Source organism: Sphingomonas crusticola (genome assembly GCF_003391115.1).
GTDB lineage: Bacteria > Pseudomonadota > Alphaproteobacteria > Sphingomonadales > Sphingomonadaceae > Sphingomonas_I > Sphingomonas_I crusticola.
The window spans coordinates 248,355-269,981 of record NZ_QTJP01000001.1 but is presented as its reverse complement, the minus strand read 5'-3'; the positions used below and the strand labels follow the sequence as shown (position 1 = coordinate 269,981).

21 protein-coding genes are annotated in these 21,627 nt (G+C 64.9%); 7 read left to right on the top strand and 14 right to left on the bottom strand.

Features of this window, described 5'->3' with window-relative positions:
* Nucleotides 1-16 precede the first annotated feature (16 nt).
* Complete coding sequence (locus tag DX905_RS01235) at nucleotides 17-472, top strand: MarR family winged helix-turn-helix transcriptional regulator (RefSeq protein ID WP_116089710.1); 456 nt, start codon at nucleotides 17-19, stop codon at nucleotides 470-472.
* On the opposite strand, the gene DX905_RS16355 is transcribed toward DX905_RS01235, so the two are convergent.
* The 7 genes from DX905_RS16355 to DX905_RS01205 all read right to left on the bottom strand — a co-directional run bounded on the left by DX905_RS16355 (nucleotide 469) and on the right by DX905_RS01205 (nucleotide 6,851).
* A complete protein-coding gene (locus DX905_RS16355; protein WP_275896055.1) occupies nucleotides 469-591 on the bottom strand; it encodes a hypothetical protein in 123 nt (40 codons plus the stop codon). The two genes, DX905_RS01235 and DX905_RS16355, sit on opposite strands and share 4 nt — an antisense overlap.
* Before the next feature lie 59 nt (nucleotides 592-650).
* Entirely contained in the window at nucleotides 651-2,459 is a 1,809-nt protein-coding gene (locus DX905_RS01230) for a DUF885 domain-containing protein (RefSeq protein ID WP_116089709.1), read from the bottom strand.
* Between the two features lie 94 nt (nucleotides 2,460-2,553).
* Nucleotides 2,554-3,372, bottom strand: a complete 819-nt coding sequence (locus tag DX905_RS01225) for an ATP-binding protein (RefSeq protein ID WP_116089708.1) — start codon at nucleotides 3,370-3,372, stop codon at nucleotides 2,554-2,556.
* Entirely contained in the window at nucleotides 3,369-3,839 is a 471-nt protein-coding gene (locus DX905_RS01220; protein WP_116089707.1) for a GNAT family N-acetyltransferase, read from the bottom strand. Before DX905_RS01220 ends, DX905_RS01225 begins: the two co-directional genes overlap by 4 nt.
* Nucleotides 3,836-4,753, bottom strand: a complete 918-nt coding sequence (locus DX905_RS01215) for a DMT family transporter (RefSeq protein ID WP_205412172.1) — start codon at nucleotides 4,751-4,753, stop codon at nucleotides 3,836-3,838. Before DX905_RS01215 ends, DX905_RS01220 begins: the two co-directional genes overlap by 4 nt.
* A gap of 97 nt (nucleotides 4,754-4,850) precedes the next feature.
* Nucleotides 4,851-5,978 carry a flavodoxin-dependent (E)-4-hydroxy-3-methylbut-2-enyl-diphosphate synthase gene (gene ispG, locus DX905_RS01210; protein WP_116089706.1) on the bottom strand — a complete coding sequence of 376 codons (1,128 nt, stop codon included), beginning with the start codon at nucleotides 5,976-5,978 and terminating at the stop codon, nucleotides 4,851-4,853.
* A 30-nt stretch (nucleotides 5,979-6,008) separates the two neighbouring features.
* Nucleotides 6,009-6,851: a LytTR family DNA-binding domain-containing protein gene (locus tag DX905_RS01205; RefSeq protein WP_162875405.1), complete on the bottom strand. Its 843-nt coding sequence runs from the start codon at nucleotides 6,849-6,851 to the stop codon at nucleotides 6,009-6,011.
* A 107-nt stretch (nucleotides 6,852-6,958) separates the two neighbouring features.
* Here DX905_RS01205 and DX905_RS01200 point away from each other — a divergent pair, with 107 nt between their 5' ends.
* The 4 genes from DX905_RS01200 to DX905_RS01185 are packed head-to-tail and all read left to right on the top strand — an operon-like array spanning nucleotide 6,959 to nucleotide 10,480.
* Complete coding sequence (locus DX905_RS01200) at nucleotides 6,959-8,143, top strand: acyltransferase family protein (RefSeq protein ID WP_116092231.1); 1,185 nt, start codon at nucleotides 6,959-6,961, stop codon at nucleotides 8,141-8,143.
* Nucleotides 8,144-8,152: 9 nt separating this feature from the next.
* Nucleotides 8,153-9,085: an isoaspartyl peptidase/L-asparaginase family protein gene (locus tag DX905_RS01195; RefSeq protein WP_116089704.1), complete on the top strand. Its 933-nt coding sequence runs from the start codon at nucleotides 8,153-8,155 to the stop codon at nucleotides 9,083-9,085.
* A gap of 37 nt (nucleotides 9,086-9,122) precedes the next feature.
* Nucleotides 9,123-10,028 carry a S1/P1 nuclease gene (locus DX905_RS01190; RefSeq protein ID WP_116089703.1) on the top strand — a complete coding sequence of 302 codons (906 nt, stop codon included), beginning with the start codon at nucleotides 9,123-9,125 and terminating at the stop codon, nucleotides 10,026-10,028.
* Nucleotides 10,028-10,480, top strand: coding sequence for a hypothetical protein (locus DX905_RS01185; RefSeq protein WP_116089702.1), 453 nt, complete (start codon nucleotides 10,028-10,030; stop codon nucleotides 10,478-10,480). Before DX905_RS01190 ends, DX905_RS01185 begins: the two co-directional genes overlap by 1 nt.
* 36 nt (nucleotides 10,481-10,516) lie before the next feature.
* Here the strand turns inward: DX905_RS01185 and pal are convergent, their stop codons facing one another.
* The 6 genes from pal to DX905_RS01155 are packed head-to-tail and all read right to left on the bottom strand — an operon-like array spanning nucleotide 10,517 to nucleotide 14,951.
* Nucleotides 10,517-11,041, bottom strand: coding sequence for a peptidoglycan-associated lipoprotein Pal (gene pal, locus DX905_RS01180; RefSeq protein WP_116089701.1), 525 nt, complete (start codon nucleotides 11,039-11,041; stop codon nucleotides 10,517-10,519).
* Nucleotides 11,042-11,067: 26 nt separating this feature from the next.
* On the bottom strand, nucleotides 11,068-12,450 hold the full coding sequence (gene tolB, locus DX905_RS01175) for a Tol-Pal system beta propeller repeat protein TolB (protein WP_116092230.1): 1,383 nt from the start codon (nucleotides 12,448-12,450) through the stop codon (nucleotides 11,068-11,070).
* A gap of 29 nt (nucleotides 12,451-12,479) precedes the next feature.
* Complete coding sequence (locus DX905_RS01170; RefSeq protein ID WP_240320911.1) at nucleotides 12,480-13,358, bottom strand: hypothetical protein; 879 nt, start codon at nucleotides 13,356-13,358, stop codon at nucleotides 12,480-12,482.
* Nucleotides 13,358-13,795, bottom strand: a complete 438-nt coding sequence (locus tag DX905_RS01165) for an ExbD/TolR family protein (RefSeq protein ID WP_116089699.1) — start codon at nucleotides 13,793-13,795, stop codon at nucleotides 13,358-13,360. The genes DX905_RS01170 and DX905_RS01165 overlap by 1 nt, the downstream gene beginning before the upstream one ends.
* On the bottom strand, nucleotides 13,795-14,490 hold the full coding sequence (gene tolQ / locus DX905_RS01160) for a protein TolQ (RefSeq protein WP_116089698.1): 696 nt from the start codon (nucleotides 14,488-14,490) through the stop codon (nucleotides 13,795-13,797). Before tolQ ends, DX905_RS01165 begins: the two co-directional genes overlap by 1 nt.
* Nucleotides 14,487-14,951, bottom strand: coding sequence for a YbgC/FadM family acyl-CoA thioesterase (locus tag DX905_RS01155; protein WP_116089697.1), 465 nt, complete (start codon nucleotides 14,949-14,951; stop codon nucleotides 14,487-14,489). The genes tolQ and DX905_RS01155 overlap by 4 nt, the downstream gene beginning before the upstream one ends.
* A 478-nt stretch (nucleotides 14,952-15,429) precedes the next feature.
* Here DX905_RS01155 and DX905_RS01150 point away from each other — a divergent pair, with 478 nt between their 5' ends.
* The gene (locus DX905_RS01150; RefSeq protein ID WP_116089696.1) at nucleotides 15,430-18,492 is read left to right on the top strand and encodes a TonB-dependent receptor plug domain-containing protein; all 3,063 of its coding nucleotides are present in this window, start codon (nucleotides 15,430-15,432) and stop codon (nucleotides 18,490-18,492) included.
* Between the two features lie 130 nt (nucleotides 18,493-18,622).
* Here DX905_RS01150 and clpB read toward each other — a convergent pair whose 3' ends face one another.
* On the bottom strand, nucleotides 18,623-21,202 hold the full coding sequence (gene clpB, locus DX905_RS01145) for an ATP-dependent chaperone ClpB (RefSeq protein WP_116089695.1): 2,580 nt from the start codon (nucleotides 21,200-21,202) through the stop codon (nucleotides 18,623-18,625).
* A gap of 122 nt (nucleotides 21,203-21,324) precedes the next feature.
* Here clpB and DX905_RS01140 point away from each other — a divergent pair, with 122 nt between their 5' ends.
* Nucleotides 21,325-21,627 carry a hypothetical protein gene (locus DX905_RS01140; protein ID WP_116092229.1) on the top strand — a complete coding sequence of 101 codons (303 nt, stop codon included), beginning with the start codon at nucleotides 21,325-21,327 and terminating at the stop codon, nucleotides 21,625-21,627.

The window sequence follows — 21,627 nt, the reverse complement described above, 5'->3', positions numbered from 1 at the left end:
AAGGTTACCAACGCGCATGGTCGCCGATCCGCTGCGCCTCGACGCATTCATCCCTTTCCGGCTCTCGGTGACGTCGAACCTCGTGAGCGAAACGATCGCCAGCACCTATCAGGCCCTGTTCGGCCTCACGATTCCGGAATGGCGATTGATCGCAGTCATCGCGGAAGACGAGGGCACGACCCAGCAGCAAGTCGGCCGGCGGACGCGAATGGACAAGGTGACGGTCAGCCGCGCGACCATCGCCCTGGTCGAGCGTGGCCTGGTCGAACGGCGGCCGCACAGCAGCGACCGCCGCTCCCAGTCGCTGCATCTGACGAAGAGCGGGCGCGATCTCTATGCAGCGATCGCGCCCAAGGCCTTGGAACTGGAGCGCCGCATCTTCGCGGATTTCGCGCCCGAAGATGTCGTGGCGTTCAGCGCGATGCTGCTACGCGTGCAGCAGGCGACGCTGGCCGTCCGCGACGAAGCTTAGATCATGCCGAAATAGTGGAGCACCGCCACGACGGCGATCAACAGCGCGACCGCGGCGATGATCCCGGCGACGTTCACGCCGGTCTTCTCTACGACAACTTCCTTATGATCGTCCGACATTGAAATCCTCCTGTTCGTTGCTGACCCGTAACGCAGCATGACAGAAGAGCGTTCCCTGATCAGGCCTTGAGCAGCGCCGCCGTGCGAGCATCGATGCGACGGTCGAGGATCGTGAGCGGCATCGCGCCGTCACGCAGCACCTTGTGGAATTCGCGCAGCTCGAACCGCGCGCCGAGCGCTTTCTCCGCCCGCGCGCGGGCCGCGGTCCAGGTCATGTGACCGACCTTGTAGCTGCACGCCTGCCCCGCCATCGTGCAATAACGTTCGACTTCGCGCTGGGAGCGTGCGCGCGCGAAGCCGGTGGTGGCGACCAGATAATCGGTGGCCTGTTCACGCGTCCATTTGCGTGCGTGGAGACCCGTATCCACCACCAGCCGCGCGGCGCGGAACAGGAAGGACTGGAGATAGCCGGCGCGCTCCAGCGGCGTCTGATAGGCATGCAGCTCGTTCGCAAGCTGCTCGGCGTAGAGCGCCCAGCCTTCGGTATAAGCGGAAAAGAAGCCCGACGCCTTGCGCAGGATCGGGATGTCCTTGGATTCCTGCGCGACGCTGATCTGAAGATGGTGACCGGGAACGCCCTCATGATAGGTCAGGGACGGCAGCCCATATTTGGGCCAGTCGCCGACATCCTTCAGATTGATGAAGTAGATCGCAGGGCGCGATCCATCGAGCGCTCCGCGCTGATAATAGCCATTGGACGCGCCGTCTTGGATCTCGACCGGGACCGCGCGGATTTCGAGCGGGGTGCGCGGCATGTCCGCAAACGCGCGTGGCAGCCGCCCATACATGTCCTTGACGCCCGCATTGAGGCTGGCGATCAACGCCAGCCGCCCCTCGGCGCTGTCGGCGTAGAGCTGGCTGGGATCGTTGTTGAGCGCGGTCAGCCGCTCGCCAACCGAGCCTTTGCTATAGCCCTGGCTCTTGAGGATCGTGTCGAGGTCGGCGCTGATCGATGCCACCTGCTCGAGGCCGAGTTTCTGCACCTCGGCAGGCGTAAGCGTGGTGGTAGTCGCCTGTTCGAGCGCGGCGGCGTAGATTTCGTCGCCATTCGGCAGCCGCCAGATGCCGGCGATGTTGCTCGCGCCGGGACGCAGCTGCCTGAGCAAGGCGATCTGGCGGTCGAGCGCAGGATAGACCTGCCGATCGACGATCGAAGCGGCTCGCGCTTGCCAATCGCCTGCGATGTTCCTTGCCTGCGCGCGTGTGACGAGCGAGCGCACCATCGCACTTTGCGCGGCGGCAGGGCCGCGCAATTTGGCCATTTGCCCGAGCGTTAGGTCGAGACTGAAATCCGGCGCGAGCAAACCGCGCGCGGCCTGCGCACGTTGCACTTCGCTGTCCTGATCGAGCGCGCGTGCGAATTGCGCGAGGCGATCGAGATAGGCCTCGCAATCTTCGGCAGTCGCGATACTGTGCGATCCGTTGAGGAAGTCTGGCACCGAGTAATAAGCGCCCCCCTGCTGGTAAATGCGATAAGGCCGCTGGGCGCTGTCGATGCCAAACTGCTCGTAGGGCAGATTGCGGCTTTTCATCGAGTAAAGGATGACATCGCGATTGAGCGCGGCCGCGTCGGACAGACCGGAAGCATCAATGGCCTCAAGGCGCGCAATCCAGGCGCGTGTGCGCGCGGCATCGCGCGCGGACTCTGCTGCCGATCGATCGGACAGCTGGTGCTTGGCTGCGGCGTGCGCGCCTTTGTCGAGACCCAGCGAGGTCGCCAGTTCGGGCGATTGCTGCAGCAGATCGGCGAAGATCGCGTCGAACAGCGCATTGAGCTGCGCATCGCCGGCCTGCGCCAGGGCGCACTCAGGGATGCCAGCCGCCGCCAGGGCCGCTGCGCTCGAAGCAAGGAAAGCACGACGGTCCATGATGCGCTCCGTGAATCAGAATTTTCAGACGCTTAGCGGGCTTCGCCAGCTCCCGTCACCTCTGCTGGCTTCATAAAGAACCCGATAACCTGCTTCAGCCGAGCCTCTTCCCCTGCCGGCCCGCCATTTCGACCACATATTGCCATGCGACGCGCCCGGAGCGGCCACCACGTTGCGTGGCCCAGGTGATGGCGTCGTGGGGATCCAGGGTCAGGCCATATTGGCGGGCATAGCCTTCCAACATGGCCACGTAGGTCGGCTGATTGATGACATGGAAGCCCAGGCTCAGCCCGAAACGGTCGGCCAGTGCGAGCTTGTCGTCGGCGACGTCGCGCGGATTGATGGCGCTGTCCTGCTCCGCCATATCGCGCGCCAGGATGTGCCGGCGATTGGCGGTGACATGCAGCCGCGCGTTGGCCGGCCGCGCCTCCGCTCCGCCCTCGAGCACCGAACGCAGCAAGCGCGGTGCCTCGCTCGGCTCGGCGAAGCCGAGATCGTCAATGAACAGTACGAAGGCGCGGGGCACATCCGCGAGCGCTGCGAACAGGCCGGGAAGCTCGGCCAGTCCGTCGCCCGCCACCTCGACCAGGGCGATCGAGCCGCCCTCGGCTTGGATCTGGCCGATTGCCGCCTTGACCAGCGCCGACTTGCCGGTCCCGCGCGCGCCCCACAACAGCACGTCATGCGCGGGCAGGCCCTGGCCGAGGCGCCGCATATTGCCGAGCACGGCTTCCTTCTGGGCATCCATGCCCTCCAGCAATGTCAGCGGCAGCGGCGCAAAGGCGCGTGCGGCCTGCAGCGCGCCGTCGCGCCAGACATAAGCGGGGTGCGCCAGCGGATCGTCACCGACGGGCGCCGGTGGAGCAATCCGTTCGAGCGCGGCCGCGATCCGCGCGAGGATGTCGTTGGTCATTGGGCCATTTTCGCTAAAGCCGGGCCGTCCAGGCGCCAGGGCTGCCATCCGCTTTGAGCCCGGCCCCCGATCGCGCGATAGAAATCCATGGCGGACGTGTTCCAGTCGAGCACCGCCCAGTCGATCCGGGCACAGCCGCGCGCCTGCGCTTCGCGTGCCAGCGCCTGGAACAGGGCCTTGCCGGCGCCGGTTCCGCGCGCTTCGTCGGCGACGAACAGGTCCTCCAGATAAATTCCGGGGCGGCCGGTCCAGGTGGAATAATTGAGAAACCAGATCGCAATTCCGGCAATATCGCCTTCAATTTCAGCTACAAAGGCGTGAACTTGAGCATCGTCAGCGAACAATGTTTCGGTCAACGACTGCTCGGTCGCGGCGACCGCGTCCGGCTCGCGCTCATAGGTCGCGAGCGCGACGATCAGCCGCAGGATGGCGGGAACGTCGGCCGGGCTGGCACGGCGCACGATCATGCGGCCGCCTCGGTCGCAGGACCCGGCGTCGCCTTGCCACGCATCGCGATCGCGCAGCCGCCGATGATCATCGCGGCACCCAATAAGGTCAGGGGCAGCACTCTCTCTCCGAACACGATCGCTCCCAAGATAGCCGCCCACACAAAGGCGGTGAACTCCACCGGCAAAAGCCGCTGCGCCTCGGCCCGGGCATAGGCCCAGGCGATCAGCAGCGACGATATGATCGCCAGGCCGGCCGCCAGGCAAATCAGCGGCGCGTATTGCAGCGGGAGCGCTATCGCCGCAACCGGCGCCCCCAGTACGAACAGGCCCGAGAAGACCAGATTGGTGAAAAAGGTGATCTCGATCGCGCCTGCCAGCAAGGCTGAACGGCGTAGCAGCACCAGATTATAGGCATAGAACAGGCTGGCGATGACGATCGCTATCGCGCCATGCAGCGCCTGCGGGCCGCCGCCCTCCCCGCTCTTGCCGATGACGATCACGATCACACCGGCGAAAGCGAGTGCACAGGCGACGATCGCGCTACGACGGATTTTCTCCCCCAGCATCGGTGCCGCGAGCAGCAGGGCAATGATCGGCGACAGGAAAGTGAGCGCGACGCCTTCGGCCATCGGCACGCGCACCAGCCCCCAAAAGAACAGGAACACCGAAATGCCCGCAGCGCCGCTGCGCTTGATGTGGAGGAGGATGCGGCCGCGCGCCGGCCATGTCTCGCGCAGGATAAGGAACGGCACCGCGCTCATCGCCAGCCCGACCAGCGAGCGCCACAGCATCGCATTATAGGCGCCGATATCGATCGACACCCGCTTCATGACCGCGTCCATGCAGGAGAAAGTCGCGATGCCGAGGCATGCAACGAGGAAAGGAACGATCGGGCGGCTTGTTGATCGAGTCACGGCCCGGCCCTCTGCCATTTCCCGACGAGAGCCGGGGCGCGGGTCACCGGCCGGTACTGGGCCCCGGCTCTCGTCGGGGAATAATGCATCGATAGTGTCGCCTCGCGAGCGATATTCACTCCGCCGCCACGGCGAGGGCCGCGTTGGCCGCTTCAATCTCGGCGGCCTTGGCCTCGACCAGTCGAACGATATGCTCGATCATATCCTCGTCCTGGACGGTGTGATCGGTCACGCCGGACAAATATACCATATGCTTGCCGTTACCGCCGCCGGTAAGACCGATATCCGTCTCGCGCGCTTCGCCCGGGCCGTTGACGACACAGCCGAGGACAGACAGCGACATCGGCGTGCGAATGTGCGTCAGCCGCGACTCCAATGCTTCCACGGTGCGGATCACGTCGAAGCCCTGGCGCGCGCAGGACGGGCAGGAAATGACGCGCACGCCGCGCTGGCGCAATCCGAGCGCCTTCAGCATCTCGAAGCCGACGCGCACTTCTTCCTCGGGCTCGGCCGAGAGCGAGACGCGGATCGTGTCGCCGATGCCGAACCACAGCAGGCTGCCCATGCCGATCGAGGATTTGACGGTGCCCCCAATCAGTCCGCCCGCCTCGGTGATACCCAGGTGCAGCGGACAATCGACGACATCGGCGAGCTGCTGATAGGCGGCAACGGCGAGGAACAGGTCCGACGCCTTCACCGCGACCTTATATTCGTGGAAGTCGAGGTCCTGCAGATATTTGATATGGTCGAGGGCGCTCTCGACCAGCGCCTCCGGGCAAGGTTCGCCATATTTTTCGAGCAAATCGCGCTCAAGGCTGCCGGCATTGACGCCGATCCGCATCGAGCAGCCATTGGCCTTGGCCGCGCGCACGACCTCGGCAACGCGGGCGGCGGAACCGATATTGCCCGGATTGATGCGCAGGCAGGCAGCGCCCGCATCCGCCGCCTCGAGCGCGCGCTTATAGTGGAAATGGATATCCGCCACGATCGGTATGCGCGACGCGCGCACGATCTGGCGCAACGCTGCGGTCGAGGCCTCGTCCGGACAGGAGACGCGGATGATGTCCGCGCCCGCTTCCTCGCAGCGGCGGATCTGGTCGACCGTGGCACGCACGTCGTCCGTCGGCGTATTGGTCATCGTCTGCACGGTGATCGGCGCGCCGCCCCCGACCGGTACGTTGCCGACCATGATCTGGCGAGACTGGCGGCGCGTGATATCGCGCCAGGGGCGTATGGAGGACATGAACCCTCTATAGGCGTTCGCGCTTACGGTTCAAAGACGCTGTTCTACACCCGCCCGATAGCGGCGGCTGCCCTTCACGCTCCGGCCGTCGGCCAGTACCACTACGAAATCGCCCGACTGGTTGGTCTCGATCCGGCGGATGGCGTCGCGATTGACGAGCCGACTGCGGTGGATGCGGACGAAGCGCCCGCCCAGCTCCGTCTCCATCGTCGCGAGGGTCGCGCGATTGAGCAGGGTCCGGCCCGCGACTTCTATCTCGACATAATTGCCTGCCGCGACGAGCTGGACGATGTCGGCGATCGGCACCTGATGCGTCACGGCGCCGTCGCTGACCGCCAGATAGCGGTCCCGTGGCAGATCGGCCGCCACGGGCGCAGTGCCGACGCGTGCGAGCAGCCATTGGCACAGTGCGGCCAGCGCCACGAACTGGAGATAGGTCGGGATATCCTTGCGAAATTCGTACAGATACGGGTTCGCGATACCGCCCTGGAAATGATAGGTCGCGCCCTCAAGCGCGTAAGCAACGTTCCGCAACGCGATCATCAAGGCGATGTGGATGCCGGAGGCGATCGGCAGGCCGGCCAGGAAGAGAATTGCGGCCACGGGCCACGAAAAACGCGGCGGCCGGATGCGCGCGACCGCCCACCAGATCAGCGCCGCCACGCTTAACCAGGCGAATATGCTCGTCGCCTGCCAGATCCAGATATGCGCCACCGTCTCGTGCACGCCGGCGGCGTCGAAATCGCTGATCATGGATTCGGCGTTGCCGACCGTGATCAGCGCCAGCACGAGCAGGAAGATGGCCGCCATGAGCATTGCGAGCTTGCGACGCGTGCCGCTCGCCCCCGCACCCCCGCCGTTCGTCCCTGCCACGTTTTCGCTCATCCCCATGGTGCCGCCGGACATCCCCTGCCTGTAGCGATCGCCCGCCCCACCGATCTAGCCCCGCTCCACCAGCAACTGCCAGCGGAGATATGGCAATGGAAACGGGCAGGCCGGCGCACCGGCATTACGGCATGGATTGGCTGCGGATCGGCGCCTTCCAGCTTCTCATCCTCTACCATGTCGGCATGGCGTTCGTGCCGTGGGCATTTTCGGTCAAGATGACCCCGCCGATCGACTGGACGGTCGTGCCGATGTTTCTCACCAACCCGTGGCGCCTTTCGCTGCTGTTCGTGGTCTCGGGTTTCGCTAGCGCGGCTCTGTTCGCGCGCAGCCCCAGCGTCGGTGCGCTCATGCGCTCCCGGCTGGCGCGGCTTGGCATCCCTTTGCTGTTCGGGATGGCGGTGATCGTGACGCCGCAGCCGTGGGTCGAACTGGTGACACAGCATGGTTATTCCCATGGCTTCGGCTATTTCCTCCTGCACGATTATTACCGGCCGCAGGCGATCGATGGCGTGATCGTGCCGACCTATATGCATCTGTGGTTCGTGGTCTATCTGCTTGCCTACACACTGCTGTGGGGTGCGTTGCTGACCTTGCCAGGGGCATGGAAAGAGCGCGCGAAGCGCGTGGCGGAGCGGTCGTTGGCGGGACCGGCGTTGCTGCCGATCGGCATTACCGCCTTCTTCTGCATCCACAATTTCGTGTCGCCCGGCTGGTCCGACACGCATTTGTTCGTCAACGACTGGAGCGCACATCTCGACTATTTCAGCGCCTTCCTGTTCGGGATCCTGTTACGCCACTCGCATCCCGTTCGCGCTGCCGTCGCTCGCTGGTGGAAGATTGCAGGCATCGCCGCACTTCTGGGTTGGGCCTATCTTGCGTGGGCGGAACTCGCTTATCCGGGCGACGCGCGATTGAGCTACGCGCTCAGCCTGCTGTACCGGATCGCGCGCTCGACCGAGGCATGGGGCGCGATCGTGGCGCTGATCGGCCTCGCCGAAACGCACTGGAACCATGACAGCAAATGGCGGCCGATGCTCGCGGAAGCGGTATTCCCCTTTTACATCGTCCACCAGACGTTGATCTTGGTCGTGGGCTATTGGTTGCTGAGCACGCCGACGACTGGGCTGGAACGCTTCCTGATCCTGGTGGTGGCGACGTTCGCGGGATGCTGGCTGTTCTATCTGATCGGCCGAAACATCGCTCCGCTGCGGCCGCTGATCGGACTGAAGCGCCAGACCGCCACCAAGCCGGTTTCCGCCGGGCACGTGCTGGTCTAGACCGGCATCATGTCAACGCCCGCGCCAACCTGGACGATCGTCATCCACGGTGGTGCGGGCAGCATGACGCGCGACAATCTGGCACCTGCCGAAGATGCCGCGGCTCGCACCGCGCTCGGCGCAGCGCTCGACGCCGGGGCGTTCCTCCTGCGTGATGGCGGAACGGCGTTGGATGCGGTGCAGGCGGCCGTACGCGTGCTGGAGGACGATCCCCACTTCAACGCCGGGCGCGGATCGGTCTTTACCGCCGAGGGCCGCATCGAATGTGACGCCGCGATCATGGACGGCGCCGCTCTTAAGGCCGGTGCGGTGGCAGGCGTGCGCTCGACCAAGAATCCGATCCTGCTGGCGCGCGAAGTGATGGATCGTTCGACCCACGTATTCCTCGCGGGCGCCGGCGCGGACGCGTTCGGCCGTGCCCACGAAGTGGAGGCGGCCGACCCGGGCTGGTTCGAGACACCCGAGCGGCGGCGGCAGCTCGATGAAATTCTCGCTAATCCCGACCTGCCGTTCGACAGCGCCATGAAATATGGGACGGTCGGCGCGGTGGCCGTCGACGGCAGCGGCCATGTCGCGGCTGCGACCTCCACCGGCGGGCTCACGGGCAAGAAATGGGGCCGCGTCGGTGATTCGCCGCTGATTGGCGCCGGCACCTATGCCGACGATCGCGCAGCGGCGGTTTCGTGCACCGGCGCGGGTGAATATTTCATCCGGCTGGGCGTAGCGCATGAGATTTGCGCGCGCGTCCGTCTGGCCGGTTGGACCATCGAGGATGCGGCCGATACACTGATCGACGAATTGGGCGACATGGACGGCAAAGGCGGCGTGATCGTGGTCTCGCCCGACGGCTCCGGCGGCTGGGCCTTCAACACCAAGGCGATGTATCGCGCCATGGCGACGCATGATTCTTTGCCCGAGATCGCGATCTACGGCGACGAATGACCTTGCGCCGTCATGCGGCTGGTCTAACCGGCCTTGCATGATCCGGTCCCTCCAGGCGCTGCTGGCAGCGTTCGCCCTGTTGCTCCTCCCCTCCCCTGCTTTTGCCTGGTGGGAATATGGGCACGAGACCACCGCCGAAGTCGCGATGAAGCTGGTGCAGCCGCGGACGAGGCAATCCATCGAGTGGCTGCTCAAGCGGCAGAAAGTGCTGGAGACCCCGACCTGTCCGGCCCGGACGATCGAGGAGGCGTCGGTCTGGCCGGATTGCATCAAGACGCTCGGCGACCGGTTCAATTATGCCTATAATTGGCACTTCCAGGACGTCGACATCTGCAAACCGTTCGACCTTAAGGAATGGTGTGCCGACGGCAATTGCGTGTCCAAGCAGATCGCGCGGGCGCAGCGCATGGTCGCCGACCGGGAATTGCCCGCCCGTGACCGCCTGATGGCGCTGGCATTCCTGGTCCATTTCACCGGCGATCTGCATCAGCCGCTGCATGGCGCGGAACATGACGGCGATCAGGGCGGCAACAAGGTCAAGGTGAGCTACGGCTTCATACCGCGCACCAACCTCCATTCCGTGTGGGACGGTCTGCTCGCCGATCGGGCAATCTCATCGCCGCCCGGCGGCGCCGATGGCATCCTGTCGCAGGTGCCGCCAGCCGATCGTGCCGTGCTGGCCCAGGGGTCGCTCGAAGATTGGAGCCGCGAGAGCTGGCAGCTGGCGAAAACCATCGTTTATGGCAGCGTGATCGCGGATCCGTGCGCATCGCCGGCGCCGGCCAAGGTGACATTCGACCAGGCCAAGATCGTGGAATTGATGCCCGCGCTGCGCCTGCAAGTCGCCAAGGGCGGCATCCGGCTGGCGCGGCTGCTGGACGAGGCGCTCGACGGCAATCACCCCGAGGTGGCTCATCCGCCGAAGCCGCCGAAGAAGGGCTGATGCGCTATTTTCTGGATACGGAGTTTAACGGCTTCGGCGGCTGCCTGATCAGCCTGGGCCTCGCATCGGAGGAGGGCGATCAGGATTATTATGTGGTCGTGCCGATGGCTGAGGAGCCGTTGCCGTGGGTCGCACAGCACGTCATCCCTTATTTGAAGAGCGTGCCGACCATGCTCTACAACCAGCTCGACCCGATCGCTGCGGCGCACGACATCGCCGCCTATCTGCGCACCGATCCTGAGCCTGAAATCGTCGCAGACTGGCCGGAGGACATCGCATTGTTCTGCCGGCTGTTACAAACCGGGGACGGCGAGATCGTCGACGTGACCAACATCCGCTTCCACTTCCTGCGGACACCGGGCTTTTCGACCGCGCGCAACAGCAAAGTCCCGCACAACGCCTTGCATGATGCACGCGCCCTGCGGGACTTCGTCCTGTCCACCGAACGATAAAGCTAGCTCCTCCCGCGAAAGGGAGGAGCCTTGCGACTATTGCGGAACGACGGTGACCGCACGGCGGTTCTGCGCCCAGCTTTCCTCGTCGGAGCCAGCCGCGACCGGGCGTTCCTTGCCGTAGCTGATCACGCTGATGCGCGCCGCGCTTATGCCGGCATTGATCAGGAAATTCTTGGCCGAATTGGCGCGACGATCGCCGAGCGCGAGGTTATATTCGCGCGTGCCGCGTTCGTCGCAATGGCCTTCCACGGTGACGCGGACATTCGGATATTTGCGCAACCACGCCGCCTGCCGGGTCAGGATGGCGGTCGCTTCGCTGTCGATATCCGAACTGTCGGTGGCGAAATGGACCGTATCGGTCCCCGCCTGCGCCAGCATATCGGCGCGCGAACCCGGGGTGACGCCGTTCGTGGCATCCGTCGTCGTGCTGCCACTGTCCTGCCCGGTCGTGGTGGTGCCGCTTGGCGGCGGCGGCGGCAGCTTGGCCGGCGGCTTCTTGGTGCAGCCGGCAACGGCGATCAGGGCTGCCGTGGTCAGCAGCATGGTCGTCTTGTTCATCGTTGCACTCCTTCGGTTATAGTTGATCAGGGTAGTAACGGTCCCCAGGCGGGGTCCGATCCATCGAGCGGCGTCGGCACGCGGCGCTCGTTGACGCCGGTCAGATCGACCGACCACAAATCGGCGCGGCCCGAGCCCTGGGCGGTGCGGAAGAACATCAGCACGCGCCCATTAGGCGCCCAGGTTGGGCCTTCGTCCTGCCAACCATTGGTGAGGTTCTTCGCGCCCGAGCCGTCAACTCCCATCGTGCCGACCGAGAAGCCGCCACCGATATGCGTGTAGGCGATGAGGTCGCCGCGCGGGCTCCAGACCGGGGTTGCGTAGCGGCCACCGCCAAAGCTGATCCGCCGTTGGCCTGAACCATCGGCGCTCATCACATAGAGCTGCTGCGTGCCGGAGCGATCGCTTTCGAACACGATCTTGCTGCCGTCGGGCGAATAGCTGCCACCGGTATCGATCCCCGGCGAGGTCGTCAGCCGGGTCGCCGCGCCGCCGCTCGACGAGACACGATAGATGTCGCAATTGCCGTTGACGATCATCGAGAACAGGATCGAGCGGCCGTCGGGCGAAAAGCGCGGCGCGAAGGTCGTATAGGGCTGGTCGACCACCAGCCGCTTGCGGCCCGAACCCACGTCGTAGACGTAGACGCGCGGCTGGTCATTCTCGAACGACATGAACACAACCGTCTGGCGCGCGGGCGCGAAGCGCGGCGTCAGGACGAGGCTCTGGCCGTTGGTGATGAAGCGATGATTGGCGCCGTCCTGGTCCATGATCGCCAGTCGCTTGGTGCGGTTTTTCTTCGGCCCGGTTTCGGAGACATAGATCACCTGGCTATCGAAATAGGGGCCCTCGCCGGTGAGGCGGGCATAGACCGTGTCGGCGCATTTATGAGCCGCGCGGCGCCATTCGGACGGCTTTACGACGAAGCCCTGCCGCGCCATCTCGTTCTTGGCGAAGACGTCGTAAAGGTAGCAACCGACGGTGAGTGTGCCATCGCCATTGGCCTGGACGAAACCCTGCACCAGCGCCTGCGCGCCCGTCGGCAGCCATGCGCCGTAATCGGGCGCCGACGCCTGCGCGAAGCTCACCGGTTGGAGCTGCCCCTTGGGCAAGGGCGAGAACAAGCCGCTATTTTTGAGATCGTTGGTTATGATCTCGGACACCTGCCCGCCGAGCGCCTCGGTCGGTCCGGCCGCGGTCGTGACCGCATTGGGCGTGGGCATTACGGGGATAGCGATCGGCATCGGCTGCGAGATTCCGCCGCTGATGTCGACCGTGAGCCGCTGACCCGGCGCCGGTCCGGCTCCGGCCGCCGGCCCGGGGCCGGGCTGGACCTCCGGCGCCTGCGCGACGGCGGCACCTGGAAGGAGCAGCAAGCCCAGCGAAACCAGGAGACGTAGCCTCTTCATCCATCCTCCAACCATATTCGTGTCCGGCGTCATTGCATTTGTCCGGGTGTGAAGCGGAAATCGAGATCGTCCCATCCGCCTTCATACAATTCGGCCGGCAGATGGACCGGCGAGCAGCGTAGCACGGCGCGGCGTGCCACTTCCGCGATCTGCTGGGCATAGGCGCGGTTGCCCGCATTAACCCCCGTCTGATCGACGAGTTGGGGGTTTCCCGCGACCGATCCATCCTTGTTGTAGCGCAAGCGCAGCGTCGTGACGATCTGCATTGCCGGCGTGCCCCCGAGCCCGCCGAGTTCGTAGCAGGGCTGGACCTGACGCTTTATGGCTGCCGCCAGCCCGTTCATCGCGGCTCCGGACACGGCCGCCCGCGGCTTTTCGCCCTTGCCGGCCGAAGCGCCAATGACGCCTTTCAACAGGCTGCCGACCTTCGCGGCAGCGGCGCGATCGGCCTTGGCCTGGGCATTGCTGCCCGCCTGCTCGTTGCGCGCCTTCGACTGCACGTCCTTGAGAATGTCGGTGAGCGGACGCGACGGCGGGGACGGCTTTGCCGTAGGCGTCGGCTGGGGCTTGGCCGGAGCAGGCTTAGCCGGCGCGGGCGCGGGCGTCGGTGGCGCCGGCTTCGGTGGCGTCGGTGTCGGTGCGAGCGTTGGCGGGGTCGCGCTGGGTGCAGGCGGCGGCGCCTCAACCGGTGCCCCGGCATCGGGCGCCTGCATTTCGCGCGGCGCCTCGGTCGCCGGTTCGGGCGCGGCCGAACGCAAGCCGACCGCGTCGACCAGTTGGACATCCATCGTCTCGACCGGCGCGTGCACCGGCGGCACGCGATGCGCGATGCCGAGCGTCAGCGCCGCGAACACTATCAGGTGGCCGACAATCGCGACCGCGAGGCCCCGGCCGTCGGTACGATCCATCACGGCTTGTCCGGGCCGCCATTAGTGACAAGCGAGATCTTGGTCAGTCCCGCGCGGCTCAGCTCACCCATCACCTGCGCCACCCGGCCCCAATCCAGGCTGCGATCGGCGCGAAGATAGATTTGCGGGGCGTCGGTGCCCGCATGCGGGATCGCCGCCAGCCGATCGGGCAAGGCGGCCATCGGCACCTCGGCATCGTCGATGAAGACCTTGCCCGACCGGTCGAGGCTGAGCTGGACCGGCTTCTGCTGCTGCTCCAGCGGCTTGGCGCGGCTGTCGGGCAGGTTCACCGGCACGCCCGCGACCAACAGCGGCGCCGTGACCATGAAGATGATCAGCAGCACCAGCATCACGTCGACCAACGGGGTGACGTTGATCTCCGCCATCGGCGCGCGCCGACGGCCATGGCCGCGTCGCGGGACACCACCCATCGCCATCAGGCTTCGCCGTCCAGCTCGCGGCTCAAGGTCGCGTGAAAGCGGTCGGCGAAGCGATTGACGCGCGCCTCGATCCGGTCGAGGCGGTACACCATGCGGTTGTAAGCGATGGTCGCCGGGATCGCCGCGAACAGGCCCAACGCGGTCGCGAACAACGCCTCTGCAATGCCCGGTGCGACCGCGCCGAAGCTGGTATTCTGGGATGCCGCAATGTCCGCGAACGAGCGCATGATGCCCCACACGGTGCCGAACAGGCCGACGAACGGGCAGACGCTGCCGATCGTGGCGAGAATGTTAAGGCCGTTGGACAAGCTCTCGACCTCGGCCGCGCTCGCCGACGCCATGGCGACGCCAAGCCGGTCGCGCGCCGCCTGCCGATCGAGGCGGCGGCTGGCGGTGGATTGCCGCCACTCGTCAATACCGGCCGCGAATATACGCGCCGCGGGCGCATCCGCCTTGCCGCGCTCCTGATAGAAACGGTCGATGTCGGGCGCCTTGGCGAAATCGCTCTCGAAGTCCGCGCTCGCCCGATCCGCACGGCGCAGCACGCTGCCGCGGCCGAAAATGATCGTCCACGTCCACAAGCTTGCCAGCAGGAGGCCAATCATCACGATCTTCACGACAATATCGGCGTGGAGAAACAGAGCGATCGGAGAAATGGCCGCCTGCGCGGTGGTAACGGTTAGGCCGTTCATGTTTTTTGTTCTGCTCCGTTGAAACCCTGAAATGCCTCGATCCACGCCGTGGGCTGGCGCTTCGGTCGCCCGTCGGTGCCGACGAAGGCGACGGTCAGCTTGCCTTCGACCAGCATCTGATCGTCGCGCATGACTCTTTGCTGAATGGTGCATGCCGCCTGCCGCACCTCAACCAGGCGGCTGAGGATGATCAGCACCTCGCCAAGGCGGGCCGGCCGCAAATATCTGAGGTCGGCGGCGGCGACGACATAGCCGCCCTCTTTCGCGTTCAGCGTGGCCGCAATGTCGGCCCCGGCCAGCGCAAGCATATCCGTGCGCGCCCGCTCGAAGAAACGCAGGAAATTGGCATGATAGACCACACCCCCGGCGTCGGTATCTTCATAATACACGCGCACCGTGAAGCGATGCTCTCCGTCGAGGAAGCGGCCCGCATAGGGCCGGTCTGACTGTGCACACTCCATTGCAGTCAGCCTTAGGGAAAGCGATCCTCAAAAAAAACCCCGCTTCCCGCGCTACGCGCCACCGCCTCCCAACGGGCCTGGCGGCGGAGGCGGGCGGACAGATCGGCGGCGGAACGCCTTTTGGTCAGCAGTCTTGGTCGGCCGTCTGCCGGAGCGCGCGGGCGGCGTAGATCAGGCTCGGGAATAATCGTGCGTCGATTGGCATGAAATGTCGTCCAAAGCGCGTTTCTAAGCCCGAATTTGAAATATTGTTCGCGCCTGCGGGAGGCGCAAGAGGCTGAACTCCTAGGCGGGCTCTGTTGCGAAAATACGACAGAACCCTGAGAAGATGCACATCCTCCCCCAGAAAAGTTTACACGGTGGGAACGAATGCGCATCGTGCGAACAGGCTTTGCGGCAATTGCATTCGCGCATGCAGCAGAGACAACCAATTCGGCCTTAGGGGACACCGGGCCGACCTTTCGGGGGCTTAATCGCTATGATTTCCACCATCTCGGCCCGACGCCTGCTTGCCGGCTCGGCCCTTCCCACTCTCGCGTCGCTCGCCTTGGCCTCGCTTGCCGCTCCGGCATTTGCCCAGGTACCGGCCGCCACCACCACGCCGACCCCGCCCGCTCCGTCCGAGGCCACTGGCCCGAACAGCCCCGCCGCCGTTGATGCCGCCACCGGCGTCCAGCAGACGGGCACGCAGGGCGACGAAATCGTCGTGACCGGCTCGCTGCTGCGCCGCACCTCCACCGAGACTCCGTCGCCCGTCACCGTGCTGACCGCGGACAGCCTCGTGAAGAGCGGCATCACCAACATCAACGATGCGATCCGCTCGGTCTCGGCCGACGGCGCCGGCTCGATCTCGACCGGCTTCCAGGGCGGCTTCTCCGCCGGCGGCGCGGCGGTTTCGCTGCGCGGTCTCGGCGTCTCCTCGACGCTGGTCCTCATCGACGGCCTGCGTTCGACCAACTTCCCGCTCAACGACGACGGCCACAATGCCTACACCGATCTCAACTCGATCCCGTTCAGCGCGGTCGAGCGGGTCGAAGTGCTGAAGGATGGTGCATCCTCGACCTATGGTGCCGACGCGATCGGCGGCGTGGTCAACATCATCATGAAGAAGAACTTCCAGGGCGTCGCCGGCACTGTCGAAGGCGGCATCAGCCAGCATGGCGACGCTGCCCGCCAGCGCGCCAACCTGACGCTGGGCTATGGCGACTATGACGCCACCGGCTGGAACTTCTACGTCAACGGCGAATACCAGCATGATGGCCGCGTCGCGGTCAAGGATCGCGGCTTCCCGTTCAACACGACCGACCTCAGCTCGATCGGCGGCAACGACGGCAACACCGCCGACAGCTCGCTTTCGACGCCGACGATCAACGCGGTTGTCCGTCGCACGACGCAGAGCGATCTGAATGATCCCTTCACGGGCGGAACCGCCGCCGTCGGGACCTACACCTCGCTCAATCTCTCCGGTTGCGGCCGGACCTACACGGTGACGGGCGCCGCCGGCGGTGTCGGTTGCGCGCACGACAACACCTATGATTATTCGCAGATCCAGCCGAAGCAGGAGCGTTATTCCGCGACCGGCCGCCTGAGCATCCGCTTGAACGACAATATCGAGGGCTACATCACCGGCACCTTCTCGCACAACGAGGTGGACATCAAGGCGATCCCGGTCGGCATCCGCCAGCGCCAGCCTTACGGCGCCGCGCCGCAGACCGCCTCGAACAACCCCGGCGTCGTGCTGCCGGTCTATGTCTGCGGAGCGGGCGTGAATTGCGCCACCGCGGCGGACCGCCGTCTCAACCCGAACAATCCCTATGCGGCGGCCTTCGCCGGCGATCCGGCCAATGGCGCGGCGCGCATCTATTACCTGTTCGGCGATATTCCGACCGGCACCCATCGTATCAACGAAGTCATTCGTGGTGCGGCCGGCCTGAAGGGCAGCTTCGGCGATGATTGGAACTGGCGCGTCGACGCGGTCGGCGCCAAGGACAATCTGACGATCAATGCCTTCGGCGTGATCAACATTGCCGGGCTCAAGCAGGCGATCAACACCGGCGCGTATAATTTCATCAACCCGTACACGAACAGCGACGCGGTTCGTCAGCAGATCGCTCCGAACCTCAGCGTCGATTCGCACACGTCGATGGCCTCGCTTGACGCGTCGATCAGCAAGGACCTGTTCGAGCTCCCCGGCGGCATGGCGCAGCTGGTCGTCGGCGGGCAGATCCGCCGCGAAGTCGAGGAGAATAACAGCCTCAACCCCGTGCTGGCCAATTATGCCAACACGGCTGCCGCCTTCGGTAAGCACACCGTGTCGGCAGGCTATTTCGAATTGGGCGTGCCGGTTCTCCAGTCCCTCGGCGTCGACATTTCGGGCCGTTACGATCATTATTCGGAGGGCTTCAGCCACTTCTCGCCGAAGATCGGCGCAAAGTGGAACCCGATCAAGGAGATCGCGCTGCGCGGCACCTTCTCGAAGGGCTTCCGTGCACCGACGTTCGCGGAAAGCAATCCGCGCTCGAGCTTCCCGGGCTTCGTGACCTACTCGCCGCCTTGCAGCTTCGTGCTGGCACATGGCGGTACCGGGACGACCACGAGCTGCAGCACCACCAATCCTTACGCGCTGCCATTCAGCGTCGGTGGCGGTTTCGCGGGCAACCCGGATCTGAAGCCTGAAAAGTCGACCAGCTTCACCGCTGGTGTGGTGGCTCAGCCGGTGCGCTGGCTCAGCCTCACGGCCGATTATTATAACGTGAAGAAGACCAACGTGATCGTTGCCGGTCCCGACGCGGGCAAGGCACGTGCGGCCTACTTCAGCCAGACCACGGAAGCTGCCGCACGTGCGGCGGTCGCGGCAATCCCCGGCTATTCGGTCTCCGCGGTCGACGCGATCGATCCGCTGTTCCCGAATGCCCTGCCCCGTGTGCTGGTCATCAACGGACCCTATGTTAACGCGGGTTACTTCAAGACCCAGGGTCTCGACTTCTCGGCTACCGCCAACATCCCGCTGGGCGACGGTGTTCGCTTCACCAGCCGGGCGGACGTGACCTACATCCTGAAGTACAACGTCAATTTCGGCGACGGCATCGTCCGCAAATATGTCGGCACCCTCGGACCGTACGAGCTTTCGTCCGGTGCGGGCACGCCGCGCGTTCGCGGCAACTGGATGAACTCGCTCGATGTCGGCAAGTTCTCGATCGCGGCGACGACCTACTATGTCTCGCGCATCAAGTCGGTTGGCGCCGACGAATATGATGCCGATCCTGCCACCGGCAAGATCGATCTCAGCTGCGCCAATAATCTCTACTCGACCGGCAACACGGATAACTTCTGCTACATCAAGAAGTTCATCTACGCCGACCTTCATGCCTCGTATGAAGTGAACGACAAGTTCACCTTCTACGTCGATGTTGGTAACTTCACGAACGAGAAGGCTCCGATCGCTCCGGCGTCCTACTCGGGCATCAACTATCTGCCGACCTGGCATTATGCCGGCGTCATCGGCCGGACCTTCCGCGCCGGCGCGAGCTTCAAGTTCTGATCTTCAGAAACCTGAACGAGCAAAAAGAGAGGGGCGGCTCGCAAGAGCCGCCCCTTTTCTTATGCGTCGGGCCAACGCGTTGGCCGCAACGATGACAGCCCGGGCCCCGGCTTTAGCCGGGGAGCAGCGACTAGATGACGTTCAACGCAAGCTTGCCATCGGCGTCGTCAACCTCGACCGTGGCTCCATCGGGCACATCACCCCGCAAGATCGCCTCGGCGAGCGGGTCCTGCAGATATTTCTGCACCGCGCGCTTCAACGGCCGTGCGCCGTAGACCGGATCATAGCCGACCCGGCCAAGCCATTCGCGGGCACCGTCGGAGAGCCGCAGCGTCACCTTACGGTCGGTCAGCAATTTCTGGACGCGGCCGACCTGGATGTCGACGATCGGGCCCATATGCGCCTGTCCGAGCCGGTGGAACAGGATGATCTCGTCCAGCCGGTTGAGGAATTCCGGGCGGAAATGCGCGCGCACGACCTCCATCACCTGCGGCTCGACCACCTCGGTCGACGCATCCTCCGGCAGGTTGGCCAGGAATTGCGAGCCGAGGTTCGAGGTCAGGATGATGAGCGTGTTGGTGAAATCCACCGTCCGCCCCTGCCCGTCCGTCAGCCGGCCGTCGTCGAGCACCTGCAACAGGATGTTGAACACGTCGCCGTGGGCCTTTTCGACCTCGTCGAACAGGACAACCTGATAGGGCCGGCGCCGCACCGCCTCGGTCAGCACGCCGCCTTCCTCATAGCCGACATAGCCCGGAGGCGCGCCGATCAGGCGGGCGACGCTATGCTTCTCCATGAACTCGCTCATGTCGATACGGACCATCGCGCTATCGTCGTCGAACAGATAGCCGGCGAGCGCCTTGGTAAGCTCGGTCTTGCCGACGCCGGTCGGCCCCAGGAAGAGGAATGAGCCGAGCGGCCGGTTGGGATCCTGCAGGCCGGCGCGCGCGCGACGGACGGCACGCGAGACGGCGGCGACCGCATCGGCCTGGCCGATCACGCGAGCGCCGATCACCTCTTCCATCCGCAGCAACTTCTCGCGCTCGCCCTGCAGCATCCGCTCGACCGGAATGCCGGTCCAGCGTGCCACCACACCGGCAATATCCTCGGCCGTAACCTCCTCGCGCACCATTGCGCCCTTGGCCGCACCCTCGGCTTCGGCAAGCTGGCGCTCTAGTGCCGGGATCGTGCCGTAGGAAAGCTCGCCCGCCTTGGCGAGATCGCCGGAGCGCTGGGCCTGATCGAGCGCGGTGCGCGCCTGATCCAGCTGCTCCTTGATCTTGGTCTCGGCGTTGATCTTCTCTTTCTCAGCCTGCCACCGCGCGGTCAGCTCGGCCGACTGCTGCTCAAGCTCAGCGAGATCTCGCTCCAGCGTGGTGAGGCGATCCTTGGACGCTTGATCGCTTTCCTTCGACAGCGCCTCGCGCTCGATCTTGAGGCGGATGATGCGGCGATCGAGGCTTTCGATCTCCTCGGGCTTGCTTTCCACCTCCATCCGCAGGCGCGACGCGGCCTCGTCCATCAGGTCGATCGCCTTGTCCGGCAGGAAGCGGTCGGTGATGTAGCGGTTGGACAGGGTCGCCGCCGCGACCAGAGCCCCGTCGGCGATGCGCACGCCATGGTGCAGCTCGTACTTTTCCTTCAGGCCGCGCAGGATCGAGATCGTATCCTCGACCGTCGGCTCGCCGACGAACACCGGCTGGAAGCGCCGCTGCAGGGCGGGGTCCTTCTCGACATATTTGCGATATTCGTCGAGCGTCGTCGCGCCGATGCAATGCAGCTCGCCCCGGGCAAGCGCCGGCTTGAGCAGATTGCCCGCGTCCATCGCGCCTTCGGATTTGCCAGCGCCGACCAGCGTGTGCATCTCGTCGATGAACAGGATGATGTGCCCTTCGGCGCCCTTCACCTCGTCCAGCACACCCTTAAGCCGCTCCTCGAATTCACCGCGATATTTTGCACCCGCGATCAGGCTGCCCATGTCGAGCGCCATCAATTTGCGGTCCTTCAGGCCATCGGGCACATCGCCATTGGCGATACGCAGCGCGAGACCTTCGGCGATCGCGGTCTTGCCGGTGCCGGGCTCGCCGATCAGGACGGGGTTGTTCTTCGTGCGCCGCGCCAGGATCTGGATGGTGCGGCGGATCTCTTCGTCGCGGCCGATCACCGGATCGAGCTTACCCTCACGTGCAGCCTCGGTGAGGTCGCGCGCGAACTTGCGCAGCGCATCGTAACGATCTTCGGCCGAAGCGGTATCCGCGGTGCGTCCGCCGCGCAGCTCGTTGATCGCGCTGTTGAGCGCCTCGGGCTTTACGCCTGCATCGGCGAGCGCCTTGCCCGCCGCCGACGTCTTTGCCAGCGCCAGCGCCAGCAACATCCGCTCGACTGTAACGTAGGAATCGCCGGATTTCTGCGCGATCTGCTCGGCCTGATCGAGGATGCGGACGAGATCGTTATCGATACCGGGTGTCTGCTGGGCGCCGCCGCCCGAAACGACCGGGATCCTCGCCAGCGCCGCGTCTGTAGCACTTAGCGCGATTGCGGGATCGCCGCCGGCAGCGCGAATGAGCCCTGATGCCATGCCTTGCTCATCTTCCAGCAGCGCCTTCAGCAGGTGCTCGGGCGAAATCCGCTGGTGGCTCATGCGAATGGAAACGGTCTGCGCCGCCTGTAGGAATCCCTTGGCGCGCTCAGTAAACTTTTCGAGGTTCAATTCAGCCTCCCTTTCCGCCGCGATATGGTGTGGTAATTCAGCAACACAAGGCGCCGCTTGATCTTTTTCCCGTCACCCGCAAAAGCCGCCGCGTGTATCGCGTCGCGTATCAGGAGATTGGCATGGCCGAAGTTGACGGCAAGTGGAACTGCACGGTTGAAAGCCCGATGGGCGCCCAGGAATTCCTGCTGACGGTAGTCAGCGCCGGCGACAGCTTCTCCGGGTCGGCCGAAGGCGAGATTGGTCGCAAGGAGATCGACGACGGCCTGGTGGACGGCGACACATTGTCCTGGACGATGCACGTCTCCAAACCGATGCCGGTGACGCTCTCCTGCAAGGCGACGATTACGGGCGATACGCTCGATGGGAAGGTCAAGGCGGGCATCTTCGGCAGCTTCCCGATTACCGGCGCCCGCGTCGCCTAG

Bases quoted from the DNA above. Each gene is read 5' to 3' on its own strand.
- DX905_RS01195 (WP_116089704.1), top strand. From the start codon at position 8,153: ATGTCAACGCCCGCGCCAACCTGGACGATCGTCATCCACGGTGGTGCG.
- DX905_RS01230 (WP_116089709.1), bottom strand. From the start codon at position 2,459: ATGGACCGTCGTGCTTTCCTTGCTTCGAGCGCAGCGGCCCTGGCGGCG.
- DX905_RS01215 (WP_205412172.1), bottom strand. From the start codon at position 4,753: ATGGCAGAGGGCCGGGCCGTGACTCGATCAACAAGCCGCCCGATCGTT.
- DX905_RS01155 (WP_116089697.1), bottom strand. From the start codon at position 14,951: ATGGAGTGTGCACAGTCAGACCGGCCCTATGCGGGCCGCTTCCTCGAC.
- tolB (WP_116092230.1), bottom strand. From the start codon at position 12,450: ATGAAGAGGCTACGTCTCCTGGTTTCGCTGGGCTTGCTGCTCCTTCCA.
- pal (WP_116089701.1), bottom strand. From the start codon at position 11,041: ATGAACAAGACGACCATGCTGCTGACCACGGCAGCCCTGATCGCCGTT.
- DX905_RS01225 (WP_116089708.1), bottom strand. From the start codon at position 3,372: ATGACCAACGACATCCTCGCGCGGATCGCGGCCGCGCTCGAACGGATT.
- tolQ (WP_116089698.1), bottom strand. From the start codon at position 14,490: ATGAACGGCCTAACCGTTACCACCGCGCAGGCGGCCATTTCTCCGATC.
- DX905_RS01165 (WP_116089699.1), bottom strand. From the start codon at position 13,795: ATGGCGATGGGTGGTGTCCCGCGACGCGGCCATGGCCGTCGGCGCGCG.
- DX905_RS01220 (WP_116089707.1), bottom strand. From the start codon at position 3,839: ATGATCGTGCGCCGTGCCAGCCCGGCCGACGTTCCCGCCATCCTGCGG.
- DX905_RS01170 (WP_240320911.1), bottom strand. From the start codon at position 13,358: ATGGATCGTACCGACGGCCGGGGCCTCGCGGTCGCGATTGTCGGCCAC.
- DX905_RS01185 (WP_116089702.1), top strand. From the start codon at position 10,028: ATGCGCTATTTTCTGGATACGGAGTTTAACGGCTTCGGCGGCTGCCTG.
- DX905_RS01200 (WP_116092231.1), top strand. From the start codon at position 6,959: ATGGAAACGGGCAGGCCGGCGCACCGGCATTACGGCATGGATTGGCTG.
- DX905_RS01140 (WP_116092229.1), top strand. From the start codon at position 21,325: ATGGCCGAAGTTGACGGCAAGTGGAACTGCACGGTTGAAAGCCCGATG.
- DX905_RS01150 (WP_116089696.1), top strand. From the start codon at position 15,430: ATGATTTCCACCATCTCGGCCCGACGCCTGCTTGCCGGCTCGGCCCTT.
- DX905_RS01190 (WP_116089703.1), top strand. From the start codon at position 9,123: ATGATCCGGTCCCTCCAGGCGCTGCTGGCAGCGTTCGCCCTGTTGCTC.
- DX905_RS16355 (WP_275896055.1), bottom strand. From the start codon at position 591: ATGTCGGACGATCATAAGGAAGTTGTCGTAGAGAAGACCGGCGTGAAC.
- DX905_RS01235 (WP_116089710.1), top strand. From the start codon at position 17: ATGGTCGCCGATCCGCTGCGCCTCGACGCATTCATCCCTTTCCGGCTC.
- ispG (WP_116089706.1), bottom strand. From the start codon at position 5,978: ATGTCCTCCATACGCCCCTGGCGCGATATCACGCGCCGCCAGTCTCGC.